Raw genomic sequence first — 12,947 nt, 5'->3', positions numbered from 1 at the left:
GCCGCCAAGCGGCATCGTTACTGGGCTTCGCATTAGGCGGCGTCGTTACTGGCCCGCCAAGTGAGGCTAAACGGGGGCGTCATGCGTGAAAAAGGTGGGCAATGCCCGCCGTGGTTTATGCCTGCTAGCTGTTTATTGTTTTGTGGTCGCAGCGTCAGCTTGGGTTGGTAGCGTATCTATCGGCGGGGCAGCTTGCGGCAAGGGTTGTTGTGTAGGCAGACGCGGCAGTTGCAGGAAGTCCAGTGCCTGATTCGCGCATTGCAGTGCGGTCTCCTGGGCGTAGTCGCGGATGCGGGCAGCGTCGTCCGCTTGCCACTGTTCGCGGCTCAACGCCTCCGTGCTTTTGCGGTCACAGCGCAGGGTGTGGCGGATGTTAGCCGCCGACAGGGTCAGGGTGATGTTGCTAGCATATTCAAGCGTATAGGTGTCGCCGGTGGCGTAGTAAAGGTGCCAGGCGACAGGACTGGTGCTGATGGTGAGGTTGTCTTTGGTTGGGGCGACAGTCGCCGGGTAGCGTTCGGCGAGCAGGCGGTTGAGGACGCGGGTGGGCAGGTTAGTGTGAATTTCTTCGGATATTTCACTTCTGACTTTGTTTTTCAGGGTGGTGCCGAGACCTGCACCTTCGCTGTTCAGGCGGTCACGCGGGGTATCGCCTTTTTCGGGGGTGTAGTTGTAACTGTGGGTGAGGATGCCCTGAGCGATGCCGGCGCCGATTTCGGTACCGATTTTGCCGCGCCGGGTGTAGATGCGTAGCGGTTCGTCGTAGTCGGCGGGTAAAGGCTGAACGACGATGCTGTGGGTGCGGATATAGGCGAGCTGTTCCGCTGTCAGCGGCTGTTCACGCTGTGGCGGCGCCATCATGCTGCACCCCGCCAGCATCACGGGGATGCTGGCGGTCCACAGATTATGGATGATGGCTCGCTTCATGCGCGGCGTTCGCCTTCGCGGGTGATGACGACCCAGCCTTTGAGCTGTTCGATGCGTTGCTGGCCGGGGAGATAAGTGCCGACGTGTTCGATGTTGGAGGCGCTATAAGCGGTGGCGGTGCGGGCCATTTCCGCCATGTCGCGGCCGAGGAGGAGGCCACGGATGGTACCAGCCACCATGGCATCACCGGCGCCGACGGTGCTGGCAACACGTACGCGTGGTGGTTTGGCGTGTACGGCTTCTTTTTTGGTGACGAACCAGGCACCTTGGCCGCCCATGGAGACGACGACGATTTTCATGCCGAGTTCGATAAAGCCGCGCGCTTCGCGGATGATGTCTTCGTCGCTGCTGAGTTCACGACCACACATTTCTTGCAGTTCGTGGATGTTGGGCTTGATCATGTCAGGCAGGATGTCGGCCTTCATGGTTTCTGCCAGTGCTTTGCCGCTGCTATCAACCACGATGTATTCGAATTTGCCGTGGTATTTGGCGACGATGCGGGCATAGAGGTCTTTATCGACACCGGCAGGCAGGCTGCCGCCCATCATCAGTACGCGCGCAGTACCGACGTTTTGCTCGATGTAGTCCCACAGTTGTTGCTGGTATTCTTCGGGGACGAAGAGGCCGGCCGGGTTGATGTCGGTGGTTTCGCCGTTGCTACCGTCAACGATTTTGATACAGGTGCGGGTTTCGCCGGGAATGCGGATGCAGTGGTCGATAACGCCGTGCTGTTTGAAGGTACGCACGAAACGTTCTTCGTTATCGGCGCCCATGAAGCCGGTGGCACTGGTGCTGATGCCGGCGTCGGCGAGGTTGATGGCGACGGTGAGGCCTTTACCGCCGACGGTGATATCCACTGCTTGCGCACGGTTAACGGCATCGCGTTGCCAGCCATCCACGTGAACGGTCATATCGATAGCAGGGTTGGCGGTGATAGTGATGACTTCCATTGGTTCTCCTTAGATCTTTGGGGGGATGTCAGACGCCGCAAGCGGCGGGTTAAGGGTAAATTTAGTAAAAATTTGCGCGCATTATACGGTTTCGTTATAGGGGCTGCGCTTTTTGTGCCCGTTTTCCGGCATGACGCCCGCCAGATGGAGCCAGCACGCGGTTTTAGCCATCGCTGTGCTTGGCGCTTCGGCTGTAAAAACGGCGCAATTCTTCGGCAAAGGCCGGGGCGCGCCAGGTGTTGCTGGCGGTGATATGCGCGGCATGCGGGATAATCCACAAATCGGCATCGGGGATGGTGTGATACATCTCGCAGGCGTCCGTCAGCGGGGCGATGGGGTCGCGGTCGCCGGTGATGATGAGGACGGGGCAGGTGATGGCGGCAAGGTCGTGCAGGCGGTGCGCGTGTTCGCTGCTGGTGGCATGCAGGGCGTCGCCGACGCGGGCAATGACTTGTTTCCACGCATCCGCTCCGCCTTGCGGGCTGTGCAGTTTTGATAGCCAGGCGGCGAGTCCGAAGTTTTCCCAGTAGCCGGGGTCGGCCATGCTGTGTACTTGTGCATGGATGTCGGTATTGCTGCGGTAGCTGATGCGGTAGAGGGCGAGGCGTTTGACGCGTTCGGGGTGTTTCAGGGTCAGCCACAGGGCGACAGCGCCGCCCATGCTGGAGCCGCAGAAGTTGGCTTCGCGGATGCCTTCGGCGTCGAGCATTTCCAGCACGGCATCGGCCATTAGGCTGATGGTGAGGCGTTCGCTGTCGAGCGGGCTTTTGCCGTGTCCGGGCAGGTCGGGAACGAGGACACGGTAGCGCTGTGCGAGGGCGGGGATTTGCGGCTGCCATTCTTCGCCGGCCATGCCGCCGCTGTGCAGGAGGACGACGGCTTGCGAGGCTTCGTGGCCGTAGGTTTGGTAGTAGATCATGGGTCGAGTTTTTTCAGCAGGTAGTTCATAAAGTGGGAAATGGGTTTGTCGCGGCCGTGGGTGGCGTAGTAGAGCTCGTGTTCGTCACGCGCGGCGCGCTGCATTCGCCAGCCGATTTCTTCACGATGGTAAAGGATGAGCACTTGGTCGCCCGCTTGCAGCGAGGTGGCAGCGTTAGGCAAGACGATTTCCTGCTGGTTGCGCAGCAGTAGCAGCGGGATGGCATCGTTGGCGGTTTGCGGGTCGTTTGGCAGCATCCACAGGCTTTGCAGGCGCAGCAGGCGGCCACTCTGCATTTCGTTCATGATGGCAGGCGCGCGCTGCGTATCGACTTTGAGGACGAAGTGATGCGGGTTGTGTTCACCGGTGAGCTGGGTTATGCGTTGCAATAGGCGCTGGCCCCAGGCGTCGTCTTGATGCCAAAGAACTTTCATGAAGCGGCTGAGTAGGGATTGGGCGATACGCGGGAAGACTTCGCTGACGATAAGGTCAGCCTCGGCCATGACGCGGTCGAAACCGGCGACGGCAAAGAGGCGCTGATCGGCGCTGTGGTTCTGTTTGCCGACGACGAAGAGCGAGGGGTGCATGCCTTTGGCGGTAACGGCGATGGAAAGGTTGTCCGAGTCCGATTTGTAGGCAGCGACGATGGCCTGGGCGCGGTCGATACGCGCTTCGCGCAGGGTGACGGCTTCGGTGCCGAGGCCGCGCACTTGCCCCGGCGCGCTTGGCAGGCCGGGGTCAATCATGGTGCAGTCCACCCCTTCGTAGTCGAGGAAACGTTTCAGGGTTTTGCCGAGAGCGTCGTTGCCACAGATGATCCAGTGCCCGCCGGGCGGCTGCGGCGGGGATTCGTGGCGCTCACCGGGACGGCCTTGCAGGCGGGTGACGAGTTCGGCGATTGCCGGGCGGCGCAGCGCGGTAATCAGGCGCAGGGCGAAAATCTGGTTGGTGTTGATGACGGCGTCGGTATCAAAAGATTTGGCGTTGGCGCTGCCGGCGCGGGTGTAGGTGCGGCAGATAATCTGGAAACGCGTCTGGTCAGTGGTGAGCAGGCGGGCAGCCAGCGCCACTTTGATGTTCACCGCTTCCGAATCGGTGATGGCAATGACGGCGCGGCAGTAAGGCGACTGAATCCCCGATTTGAGCAAGAGTTCGACGCTGAACGCGTCGCCATTGATGGCAAGCACGCTGTGCATTACGGGATCAAGCGCCATGCGGCTGATGCGCACGGGATCTTTATCAATGACGATGCACTGGTAACCGGCATTCAGCAGCAGATGGACAAGGCGCTGCCCCGCTTCGCCGAAACCGCAGACAATGCAGAATTTGTGCCGCTGCTTTGCCACCTGGCGGGCAAAGCGGCTCTCGCTGAGGGCGTGCTGGAAGGTCGGATCCTGCAACAGGGCGATAACCTTACCGATGGCGTAGAACCACGCCGGCACCGTGTAATAGATACTGAGCGCCACCCACATCCGCTGCCACTCGGAAAACGGCTGCGGCATCTCGCCGTAGCCGATGGTGGTCGCGGTATAGCTGACCCAGTAAAAGGCCTGAAAAAGGGTGAGATACGAAGGCTCGCCCTCGCTGTTTATCGTTGGAATCAACGAGATGCCGAGCATGGCGACGGAGTAGGCGACAAGCAGGATCAGCGCCGGGCGGCGCATCTGCCGCAGGATGAGGTAAACGACTTCGTTCATTGCGCGTCAGCGGCGCAGGGTGGCGGCTTCGATGACGACCAGCACCACCGAGATAATATTGGCGATGAGCGCGCCAGCGGTGAAAGAAACAATAGTCGCCATCGTGCTCGATTCGAGCAGCGAGACGGAAAACGTCCAGGCGCAGACGGCGCAGAAAAGCTGGACATCGGCGACGAGGCTGGCAGCGAGCATGAGCGAACCGAGATGCGAGCGGTCGCCGAATTTCATGATGGTGCAGACCAGGCTGATGATAAAAGCAAAGAACAGTTCGAGCTTGTCGTGATGCTCAGGGTTGCTAATTTCGCCATAGACGAACCCGAAATTGAGGGTCAACGCCAAAAGGACAAAAAAGCCGAACCAGACACGTTCACTGCGCATGAGGACTCCGTAATCAAAAGGAAAGCGGCGGTATTCTAGCAGCGACGGGCAGGAGGATTGCAAAGGGACAGCAACTGCCGCATAACACCTTGAACGGGCAATAAAAAAGCCGTTTGCACAATGCAAACGGCGGATTGTTTGGTAGGCCCGGAGGGACTTGAACCCCCGACCAAGCGATTATGAGTCGCCTGCTCTAACCGACTGAGCTACAGGCCCGAAAGAGGCGCGAATCATACGGGATTTGCCGCCCGTTGTGAATGGGGTACGCCACTTTTATCCCGCACAGCATCAGTCATCATCATCATCGTCGTCACGGTCACGATAATAACCGTCACCATGTCTGTGTTTGCCGTGATAGCCGTAATAACCGTGCGGATCGTAATTACTATCGGGGTAAACCCGTACATTATCGTCGGTATGAGGATAGACATCGCCATTATCATCCGGATATACCTCGATATCATCGTTGTTATACCTGTCTATTATCCGGCCGGTTTTAGCATCCACATAAACCTCATAATTGCGACCGCCTTTGCGGATTTCGACTTCATAATAACCACGACCGTCACGGCGCTCATAATCCACATCCACCACGCGCCCCTGCACGACCGAATTGGCGATGAATGCCGCTTCTTCTGCGCTGATGCGGTGTTTCTTGGCCAGTGCTGCCGGACTGGTCATAGCCAGCGCCATTGTGGCAAGCGCTGCCAGCAGCCATTGTTTTTTCAGCATGATACGCTCCGGTTGTTGAAGTGCGGGCATTGTAGCGCCAGATAGATGAGCGGAGGCAGACGATAAAATGAAGAGCTGCTCATCATTAGGGCGTGATATATACTCGCCGCTCTTCTCTCTCATTCCCTCTCTCATCTCTGTTTATATTACGGCCCCCCCCTTTTCCCCTTATATCAAGGAATCCTGCCATGTCATCACAACCCGTCATCCAGACCGTCCACCTCTACAAACGCTTTGGCGACATCACCGCGCTGGATGATGTCAACATCACCGTCGCGCGCGGCGAATTTGTCGCCATCATGGGCTCAAGCGGATCGGGCAAAACCACCCTGATGAACATCCTCACCTGCCTTGATACCCCTAGCGAGGGACAGGTTCTCCTGAACGGTACCGACGCTGCCGCACTCGACGAAGAAGCCCGCCGTACTTTCCGCGCCCGCACTATCGGCCTCGTCTTCCAGCAATTCCACCTTCTGCCCTACCTCACCGCCTGCGAAAACGTCATGCTGGCGCAGTATTACCACAGCGTGACCGACAAGGCAGCGGCGCTGACCGCGCTCGAACGCGTCGGCCTTGGCCACCGTAGCAGCCACCTGCCAAAACAACTCTCCGGCGGCGAACAGCAACGCGTCTGCATCGCCCGCGCACTCATCAACGAACCGGAAATCCTCTTTGCCGACGAGCCGACCGGCAACCTCGACGCCGAAAACGAGCGCATCGTCCTCAACATCTTCGCCGAACTGCACGCACAGGGGCGCACCATCGTGATGGTGACGCACAACCCCGACCTCGGCCAACAGACCGACCGCATTATTCAGCTGCAACACGGCAAAATCATCGAATAGCGCCGGATTACGGCAAAAGCAGGCAACTTGCCTGCTTTTTTGCACCGGCGTTTTGTCATATAAAGTTCCTTCCCCAGCGAGGCAGGTTCTTTGGTAAGAAGAACAGTCAGACGGGAGCCCCGCCACTATAAAAAGTCGCCCCTACGGGCGGTTTTGTCACTGCCGTTTATCGGATAGTCTTAGCCTTTCTCACCACCGCCGAACATGGTGGCACGTTCGGACGTGTTCAGTGGGGCGTTCTGGCAGATCGGGGTTGGCGAGGAAGCTGCCAAGCGGGATAAATCCTGGTTTTTCGTCGCTTCGCCGATTGGTCTAGCCCTCACCCCAAACCCTCACCATTCCCACGGGGCGAGGGGCTTTTTTCGTGCGAAATTTTGCTTTGGCTTCGCCAGTTCATTCTTCCCTGATCGCCGCCAACACTTGCAAGAGCGCTGCCGGGTGGCCTTTGCGGTTAGGGTAGTAGGCGTAGAGCGGCGGGTACTGCACGGCGCAGGCAGGCAGCACTTCCACTAGTGCGCCACGCGCCAGTTCGTCCGCGACCAGCGGCAGCGAGACTTGGGTGATGCCGAGGTGCGCCAGTGCCGCCTGCTTTCTGCCCTGGTTGACCACGACTTGCGCCGCCGGGCGGTATTCCCGCCGCTCGCCGTCCACCGTCAGTTCCCACGGCAGCAGCGTGCCGTCGTCGTGGCGCAGGCGCAGGCCGATCAGGCGGTGATGCTGCAAATCGTCCACCGTCTGCGGCGGCGGGTTGTCCCGCAAATATTGCGGCGAAGCGACCAGCGTCATGGTGAGCGGTGGCGAGATGCGCAGTGCCACCATGTCTTTTGCCACGTCGTCGCCAAGGCGCACGCCGAGGTCGTAGCCTTCGCCGACGATATCCACGAAGCGGTTATCCACCGTGATTTCCACGCGGATGTGCGGGGTGGCAGCGAGTAGCGGTTGCAGTTTTGGCAGCAGTATCCAGTCGCAGGCGAGTTGTGGGGCGTTGATGCGCACCAGGCCGCCGTCGCTGTCTTCGCGCAGACGGTCCAGCCCCGCTTCGATGGCGGCGAAGGGCGCGGCGCTGGCCGCGAGCAGCCGTTCCCCCGCGGCGGTGAGGGCAATGCTGCGGGTGCTGCGGTTAAAGAGGCGGATGCCGAGCGCCTGTTCGAGGCTAGCGATGTTTTGGCTGAGGGCGGACTTGGACAGGCCCAGTTGCTGCGCGGCGGCGGTGAAGCTGCCGCAGCGGGCAACGTGCAGGAAGAGGTAGATGTCGTTGAAGCGGCGCATGGGGGTTCTCGTAGTGATGATACGGCTGGCGATTGTCCGCGTTTGCTTAACGGTTCGTGCGCGTTTAGGTAGTTTATCTGCACAAACGTGGCCGTTATCCTAGCGCTATCTTTCAACCACAGGGAATTTCTTATGCAATCCAGAACACTCGGCACGCAAGGCCTCTCTGTTTCCGCTCTCGGCCTCGGCTGCATGAACATTGACTTACGGCTATGGCAAGGCCATCCCCGAAGCGGACGGCATCGCCCTGATCCGCCGCGCTTTTGAGTTGGGCGTACAGTTTTTCGATACCGCCGAAGCCTACGGCGAAGCGAACGAGCGCCTGGTCGGCAAGGCGGTGGCGCCGTTTCGCGAGGAAGTCGTCATCGCCACCAAATTCGGTTTCAAAAACGGCATCGTCGCCGACGGCCTGGACAGCCGCCCCGAACGCATCCGTGCCGTGGTTGAGCAGTCGCTTGCCCGCATGAATACCGACTACATCGACCTGTTGTACCAACACCGCGTCGATCCCGCCGTGCCGATGGAAGAGGTGGCAGGTGCGGTGAAAGACCTGATTGCCGCCGGCAAGGTGCGCTATTTCGGCCTGTCCGAAGCGGGCGCGGACGCCATCCGCCGTGCCCACGCGGTGCAGCCCGTTTCCGCCCTGCAAAGTGAGTACTCGCTGTGGTGGCGCGAGCCGGAAGCGGCGGTTTTCCCCGTATTGCGTGAACTGGGCATCGGCTTTGTGCCGTTCAGCCCGCTCGGCAAGGGTTTCCTGACCGGAGCGATGACCACAGACACACCGCTTGCCGACGATGATTTCCGCAAGAACCTCCCGCGTTTTCAGAAAGATGCCATGCGACACAACGCTGCGCTGCTTGAAGTAATGGATGCCGTCGCCCGCCGCCACGGGGCGACCAAGGCGCAAATTGCGCTGGCCTGGGTGTTGGCGCAGCAGCCGTGGATTGTGCCGATTCCCGGCACGACCAAGCAGCACCGCCTGGAAGAAAACCTTACCGCCGCAAACATTGCTCTGACTGCCGCCGATTTGGGCGAACTGGACGATGCCCTGCGCCGTATTGAAATCGTCGGCCACCGCTACACCGCCGCCTCGCAGCGGATGGTGAATCGTTAATTGACCATTTATAGGGAACACCACCATGCAAACCTTTACCTTGAACAACGGCGTACAAATCCCCGTCCTCGGTTTCGGCGTCTTCCAGATTCCGCCCGCAGAAACCGCGCAGGCAGTGGCGGAGGCGATCAAAGCAGGCTACCGCCACATCGACACCGCTCAGGCCTACATGAACGAGGCCGAAGTCGGGCAGGGCGTCAAACAAAGCGGCGTGGCGCGTGAAGAAATCTTCATCACCAGCAAAGTCTGGGTAGAAAACTACGGCTATGAAGCCGCCAAAGGCTCGCTTGACCGCACGCTCTCGCGCCTTGACTGCGGCCACATCGACCTGATGCTGCTGCACCAGCCCTTCAACGACATCTACGGCGCCTGGCGCGCGCTGGAAGAATACCAGGCAGCAGGCAAAATCCGCGCTATCGGCGTGAGCAACTTCACCGCCGACCGTGTCATCGACCTTGGCATCTTCAACAAAGTCATGCCTGTCGCCGACCAGATTGAAATCAACCCCTTCCACCAGCAGGCGGCACAAGTGGACACGCTCCGCGCCGAAGGCATCGTCCCTGAAGCGTGGGGGCCGTTCGCCGAAGGCAAATTCGGCATCTTTGAAAACCCGGTGCTCGCCGCCATCGCCAAGAAACACGGTAAAAGCATCGCCCAGATCATCACCCGCTGGCTGATCGAACGCGGCATCGTCGTGCTCGCCAAATCCACCAAGCCGGCACGCATGGCGGAGAACCTTGCCGTCTTCGACTTCACCTTGGACGCTGACGACAAGGCGCAAATCGCCACGCTGGATGTGGGCAAAAGCCAAATCATCAGCCACACCGACCCGGCGATGGTGCGCCAGTTCAAGGAATGGGTGTTTGGCGTATAAGTTCGACCGCCAGTATTCATCCGCCTGACATTTTTACCCAACAATTGTCCGCTGCTGCTTAACGCTTCATGCACGAATAGACGGTTTACCCGCACAAACGCGGTGGTTATCCTTGCCGAATCTATTTTCCTACATCGTTTGCCGGCGGTTTTTACGAGGTTATATGCAACAAAATCGTTCAATGCTGCTCGCCACCCTGCTGTGCGGCAGTGCGGTCATGGCGCCGCTCCACGCCCAGCCGCTGAGCACAGACAGCACCATCCGCGATGTCCTCGCCCAGCCCGCTTTTCAGGGTTTTGCCGAGCGCCTGCTGCCGTGGGACGACGGCCGCGAGCCGCCCGATCTGCCGCTTAACCGCGTGGCGGAGCTGATGCCGTATCACAGCCACATTCATCCCGCAGAGATCGTCGAAACGCTCAACCATATGGCGGCGCAGCGGGCGCGGAGCAAGACGGTGTTTTACGAGATTTATGCCGAAGCCGACAAACGCCGCGACCCGGGCAAACGTCACACCGGCATCTTCATGTTCAAGGGCAGGGACAACGCCCCCTTTGCCATAATTGCGCCGGGCGGCGGTTTTGCCTACGTCGGTTCGCTGCACGAGGGCTTCCCCATCGCCAAGCGCGTGGCGGCACAGGGCTATAACGCCTTCGTAGTGAAATACCGTGCCGGCGCGGGCGGGCAGGCGGCCACGCAGGATATGGCGCGGGCGGTAGCGTTTGTGCGCGAAAACGCCGCCGCGCTCAAGGTCAATCCAAACGGCTATTCCGTCTGGGGGGCGTCCGCCGGTGCGCGAATGGCGGCAGCCATTGGCTCTTATAGCACGCAGGCTTTCGGCGAACGCGAACCGTCCAAACCCTTGAGCGTCATCATGCTGTACACGGGGCACAGCGATATCAACCGCGCTGGCGAACCCGCCACTTTTGCCGCCGTGGGCGCAAACGACGGCATTGCCGCACCACACGTCATGCGCCACCGTATCGAACAGCTCAAAGCGATGGGCGTGCCCACCGAATTTCACGAGTACCCCCGCCTCGGCCACGGTTTCGCCCTCGGCAGCGGCACATCCGCCGCTGGCTGGGAGAAAGACGCGCTGGCGTTTTGGCAAAAACAGATGCGCTAATCCACGCCCTTCAGGAGAATCTTTATGCCACCGGATATCCCCAACCTCTCCGCCCGCCTCTGGCACGCCCTGTTGCAAGCCGACAAAGCCGCCGCCGCGCCGCTGATTGACGATGCCGCCGTGTTCGTCCACATGGGCGCGACCCTCGACAAAACGCAGGAACTCGACGCCATCGGCAGCCTGATTCGGCTCAAAAAGCTGGACGTGGAAGAGCAGAGCGTGCGCCTTATCGGCACGACCGCCGTCCCGCTCAACAAAATCCGCCTCACCGCCGTGGTGAACGGCGAAACCGTGACCAACCCCTTTGTTGTTACCGAAACCTGGGGGCAACAGGACACCGCTTGGCGACTGGCGGCGATGGCCTACACCCGCATCATCTACTGAGGATTGCCCCGTGCAGTTACGCACCATCCTGCTTTCCCTTGTTTTACTCACCACCACAGGAGCTACCATGGCCGCTAATTACAAAGCCAACCCCTTCACCCTCACCTACGACGGCGCCATCCGCGAAAACGTCAAGGGCCAAGTCAACCTGCACACCGTGCATTACCCAGCCAACGGCATCGAAGCGGCGGCGAACGTCTATACGCCCGCCAACTTCGACCCGGCAAAAAGCTACCCCGCCATCGTTGTTGCCCACCCCAACGGCGGCGTGAAAGAGCAGGTCGCGGGGCTATACGCACAAAAACTGGCGGAGGCAGGCTACGTCACCATCGCTTTTGACGCCGCCTATCAGGGCGCGAGTGGCGGCAAGCCGCGCTATATCGACAAACCACAGTTCCGCATCGAAGACATCCGCGCCGCTGCCGACTACATCAGTCAGTACCAGGGCGTGGACGCAAAGCGCCTCGGCGTGCTCGGCATCTGCGGCGGCGGGGGCTACACCATCAAGGCGGCGCAAAGCGACAAGCGCTTCAAGGCGGTGGCGACCGTGTCGATGTTCAACAGTGGCGACGCACGGCGCAACGGTTTCATGCGCTCACAAACCGACACCATTCAGGAGCGCCTGGCACAGGCCGCTGCCGCCCGCGCTCAGGAAGTGGCGGGCGGCGAAGTGCAGTATTCCCCGGCCTTTGCGGCAGGCATGAGCAAGGAAAAAGTCGCCGCACTGCCCTATGAAATGTACCGCGAGGGCTACGAGTATTACGCGCAGACGCACGCCCACCCGAACTCGCAGACCAACTACACCTTGAGCAGCCTGCAAGACCTGATGACCTTCGACGTCAACACCAATGTGGATTTGATTAACCAGCCGCTCTTGATGATTGCCGGCGACAAGGCCGACAGCCTCTACATGAGCGAAGAAGTCTTCAAAAACGCCAGCGGCACAGCCAACAAAGAACTCTTCCTCGTCAAAGGCGCAAGCCACATCCAGACCTACTGGCAACCGGAATACGTCAAAGAAATCAGCGCCAAGCTGAAGGACTTTTTCGGCAAGAACCTGTAAACAAACCTGTCGCTCTTGGCGGACGACAGGAAAGGAACACACATGAACAAATTACGCAGAAACCTCATAACAGCGGGCGGCATTGCAGCGTTGTCAGCAGCATTCGGCATCAATGCCGCTGCGGCAGACCGCCCCGCCCCGACAGGACACAAAACCATGAGCAAAACTTTGATTGTTTACTACTCCCACACCGGCACGGTGCACAGCATCGCCCAACGGCTGGCCAAAATGACCGGCGCCGACACCTACGAAATCAAGCCGAAAACCATCTACGACCGCGATATGTGGGCAGCGTGGGACGTGGCGAAAGCCGAGCAGGAACAAGGCATCCTGCCGCCACTTATCACGAAAATACCGAATATCGACCGTTACCAGCAGGTGATTCTGGGCATTCCGGTGTGGGGGCGCACCATCGCCAACCCGATGCAGACCCTGCTGTCGCAGTTGGATTTCCAAGGCAAAAACGTCTATGTGTTCTGGACCTTTTACGACCACGACGAAAAAATGCGCGACGCCTTGGCGCAGCAAATCCGCAACGGCCATTTCACAAGCGGTTTGCCGCTGACCATGAATGTCGTCCATGCCCCGGGGCAGTTGGAGGGCGTCTTGCAAAAATGGCTGATGGAAACAGGGCTCGCCGCCCCCTGACACGTTCACCAGGCTGCCTGAAAC

At 59.7% G+C, this 12,947-nt stretch carries 13 protein-coding genes, 1 tRNA gene and 1 pseudogene; 7 read left to right on the top strand and 8 right to left on the bottom strand.

Annotated features, from left to right (window positions below; translation table 11 throughout):
* Positions 1-132: 132 nt before the first annotated feature.
* The 7 genes from LG374_RS09695 to LG374_RS09665 all read right to left on the bottom strand — a co-directional run bounded on the left by LG374_RS09695 (position 133) and on the right by LG374_RS09665 (position 5,603).
* The gene (locus LG374_RS09695) at positions 133-927 is read right to left on the bottom strand and encodes a hypothetical protein (RefSeq protein ID WP_225757502.1); all 795 of its coding nucleotides are present in this window, start codon (positions 925-927) and stop codon (positions 133-135) included.
* Positions 924-1,877 (bottom strand): 1-phosphofructokinase, encoded by a 954-nt coding sequence (gene pfkB, locus LG374_RS09690; protein ID WP_225757501.1) that lies wholly within the window; start codon positions 1,875-1,877, stop codon positions 924-926. Before pfkB ends, LG374_RS09695 begins: the two co-directional genes overlap by 4 nt.
* 163 nt (positions 1,878-2,040) lie before the next feature.
* Positions 2,041-2,796 (bottom strand): alpha/beta fold hydrolase, encoded by a 756-nt coding sequence (locus LG374_RS09685; protein ID WP_225757500.1) that lies wholly within the window; start codon positions 2,794-2,796, stop codon positions 2,041-2,043.
* Positions 2,793-4,493: an NAD-binding protein gene (locus LG374_RS09680; RefSeq protein WP_225757499.1), complete on the bottom strand. Its 1,701-nt coding sequence runs from the start codon at positions 4,491-4,493 to the stop codon at positions 2,793-2,795. Before LG374_RS09680 ends, LG374_RS09685 begins: the two co-directional genes overlap by 4 nt.
* Positions 4,494-4,499: 6 nt before the next feature.
* A complete protein-coding gene (locus LG374_RS09675) occupies positions 4,500-4,871 on the bottom strand; it encodes a DUF6394 family protein (protein ID WP_225757498.1) in 372 nt (123 codons plus the stop codon).
* A gap of 139 nt (positions 4,872-5,010) precedes the next feature.
* A tRNA-Ile gene (locus LG374_RS09670) sits at positions 5,011-5,087 on the bottom strand.
* A gap of 72 nt (positions 5,088-5,159) precedes the next feature.
* Entirely contained in the window at positions 5,160-5,603 is a 444-nt protein-coding gene (locus LG374_RS09665) for a PepSY domain-containing protein (RefSeq protein WP_225757497.1), read from the bottom strand.
* Positions 5,604-5,791: 188 nt separating this feature from the next.
* Here LG374_RS09665 and LG374_RS09660 point away from each other — a divergent pair, with 188 nt between their 5' ends.
* Complete coding sequence (locus LG374_RS09660) at positions 5,792-6,448, top strand: ABC transporter ATP-binding protein (RefSeq protein WP_225757496.1); 657 nt, start codon at positions 5,792-5,794, stop codon at positions 6,446-6,448.
* A gap of 393 nt (positions 6,449-6,841) precedes the next feature.
* On the opposite strand, the gene LG374_RS09655 is transcribed toward LG374_RS09660, so the two are convergent.
* Positions 6,842-7,717, bottom strand: coding sequence for a LysR family transcriptional regulator (locus LG374_RS09655; RefSeq protein ID WP_225757495.1), 876 nt, complete (start codon positions 7,715-7,717; stop codon positions 6,842-6,844).
* Between the two features lie 132 nt (positions 7,718-7,849).
* Here LG374_RS09655 and LG374_RS09650 point away from each other — a divergent pair.
* The 6 genes and pseudogenes from LG374_RS09650 (at position 7,850) to LG374_RS09625 (ending at position 12,923) form a co-directional block, all read left to right on the top strand.
* A pseudogene (locus tag LG374_RS09650) lies at positions 7,850-8,831 on the top strand (aldo/keto reductase).
* 25 nt (positions 8,832-8,856) lie between these two features.
* Complete coding sequence (locus tag LG374_RS09645; protein WP_225757493.1) at positions 8,857-9,705, top strand: aldo/keto reductase; 849 nt, start codon at positions 8,857-8,859, stop codon at positions 9,703-9,705.
* 163 nt (positions 9,706-9,868) lie between these two features.
* Positions 9,869-10,828 carry an alpha/beta hydrolase gene (locus tag LG374_RS09640; protein ID WP_225757492.1) on the top strand — a complete coding sequence of 320 codons (960 nt, stop codon included), beginning with the start codon at positions 9,869-9,871 and terminating at the stop codon, positions 10,826-10,828.
* Between the two features lie 24 nt (positions 10,829-10,852).
* Positions 10,853-11,212: a nuclear transport factor 2 family protein gene (locus tag LG374_RS09635; RefSeq protein WP_225757491.1), complete on the top strand. Its 360-nt coding sequence runs from the start codon at positions 10,853-10,855 to the stop codon at positions 11,210-11,212.
* A 67-nt stretch (positions 11,213-11,279) separates the two neighbouring features.
* Positions 11,280-12,275 carry an alpha/beta hydrolase gene (locus tag LG374_RS09630; protein ID WP_115612165.1) on the top strand — a complete coding sequence of 332 codons (996 nt, stop codon included), beginning with the start codon at positions 11,280-11,282 and terminating at the stop codon, positions 12,273-12,275.
* A 42-nt stretch (positions 12,276-12,317) separates the two neighbouring features.
* Complete coding sequence (locus LG374_RS09625) at positions 12,318-12,923, top strand: flavodoxin (RefSeq protein ID WP_115612166.1); 606 nt, start codon at positions 12,318-12,320, stop codon at positions 12,921-12,923.
* Positions 12,924-12,947 lie beyond the last annotated feature (24 nt).

Origin of the sequence: Cardiobacterium sp. Marseille-Q4385, from assembly GCF_916618745.1 — a bacterium.
Classification (GTDB): Bacteria; Pseudomonadota; Gammaproteobacteria; order Cardiobacteriales; family Cardiobacteriaceae; genus Cardiobacterium.
The sequence above is the reverse complement of the archived record's forward strand: the minus strand, read 5'-3'. Positions and strand labels throughout refer to the sequence as shown.

Bases quoted from the DNA above. Each gene is read 5' to 3' on its own strand.
- LG374_RS09625 (WP_115612166.1), top strand. From the start codon at position 12,318: ATGAACAAATTACGCAGAAACCTCATAACAGCGGGCGGCATTGCAGCG.
- LG374_RS09640 (WP_225757492.1), top strand. From the start codon at position 9,869: ATGCAACAAAATCGTTCAATGCTGCTCGCCACCCTGCTGTGCGGCAGT.
- LG374_RS09655 (WP_225757495.1), bottom strand. From the start codon at position 7,717: ATGCGCCGCTTCAACGACATCTACCTCTTCCTGCACGTTGCCCGCTGC.
- LG374_RS09635 (WP_225757491.1), top strand. From the start codon at position 10,853: ATGCCACCGGATATCCCCAACCTCTCCGCCCGCCTCTGGCACGCCCTG.
- LG374_RS09675 (WP_225757498.1), bottom strand. From the start codon at position 4,871: ATGCGCAGTGAACGTGTCTGGTTCGGCTTTTTTGTCCTTTTGGCGTTG.
- pfkB (WP_225757501.1), bottom strand. From the start codon at position 1,877: ATGGAAGTCATCACTATCACCGCCAACCCTGCTATCGATATGACCGTT.
- LG374_RS09645 (WP_225757493.1), top strand. From the start codon at position 8,857: ATGCAAACCTTTACCTTGAACAACGGCGTACAAATCCCCGTCCTCGGT.
- LG374_RS09660 (WP_225757496.1), top strand. From the start codon at position 5,792: ATGTCATCACAACCCGTCATCCAGACCGTCCACCTCTACAAACGCTTT.
- LG374_RS09685 (WP_225757500.1), bottom strand. From the start codon at position 2,796: ATGATCTACTACCAAACCTACGGCCACGAAGCCTCGCAAGCCGTCGTC.
- LG374_RS09680 (WP_225757499.1), bottom strand. From the start codon at position 4,493: ATGAACGAAGTCGTTTACCTCATCCTGCGGCAGATGCGCCGCCCGGCG.
- LG374_RS09630 (WP_115612165.1), top strand. From the start codon at position 11,280: ATGGCCGCTAATTACAAAGCCAACCCCTTCACCCTCACCTACGACGGC.
- LG374_RS09665 (WP_225757497.1), bottom strand. From the start codon at position 5,603: ATGCTGAAAAAACAATGGCTGCTGGCAGCGCTTGCCACAATGGCGCTG.
- LG374_RS09695 (WP_225757502.1), bottom strand. From the start codon at position 927: ATGAAGCGAGCCATCATCCATAATCTGTGGACCGCCAGCATCCCCGTG.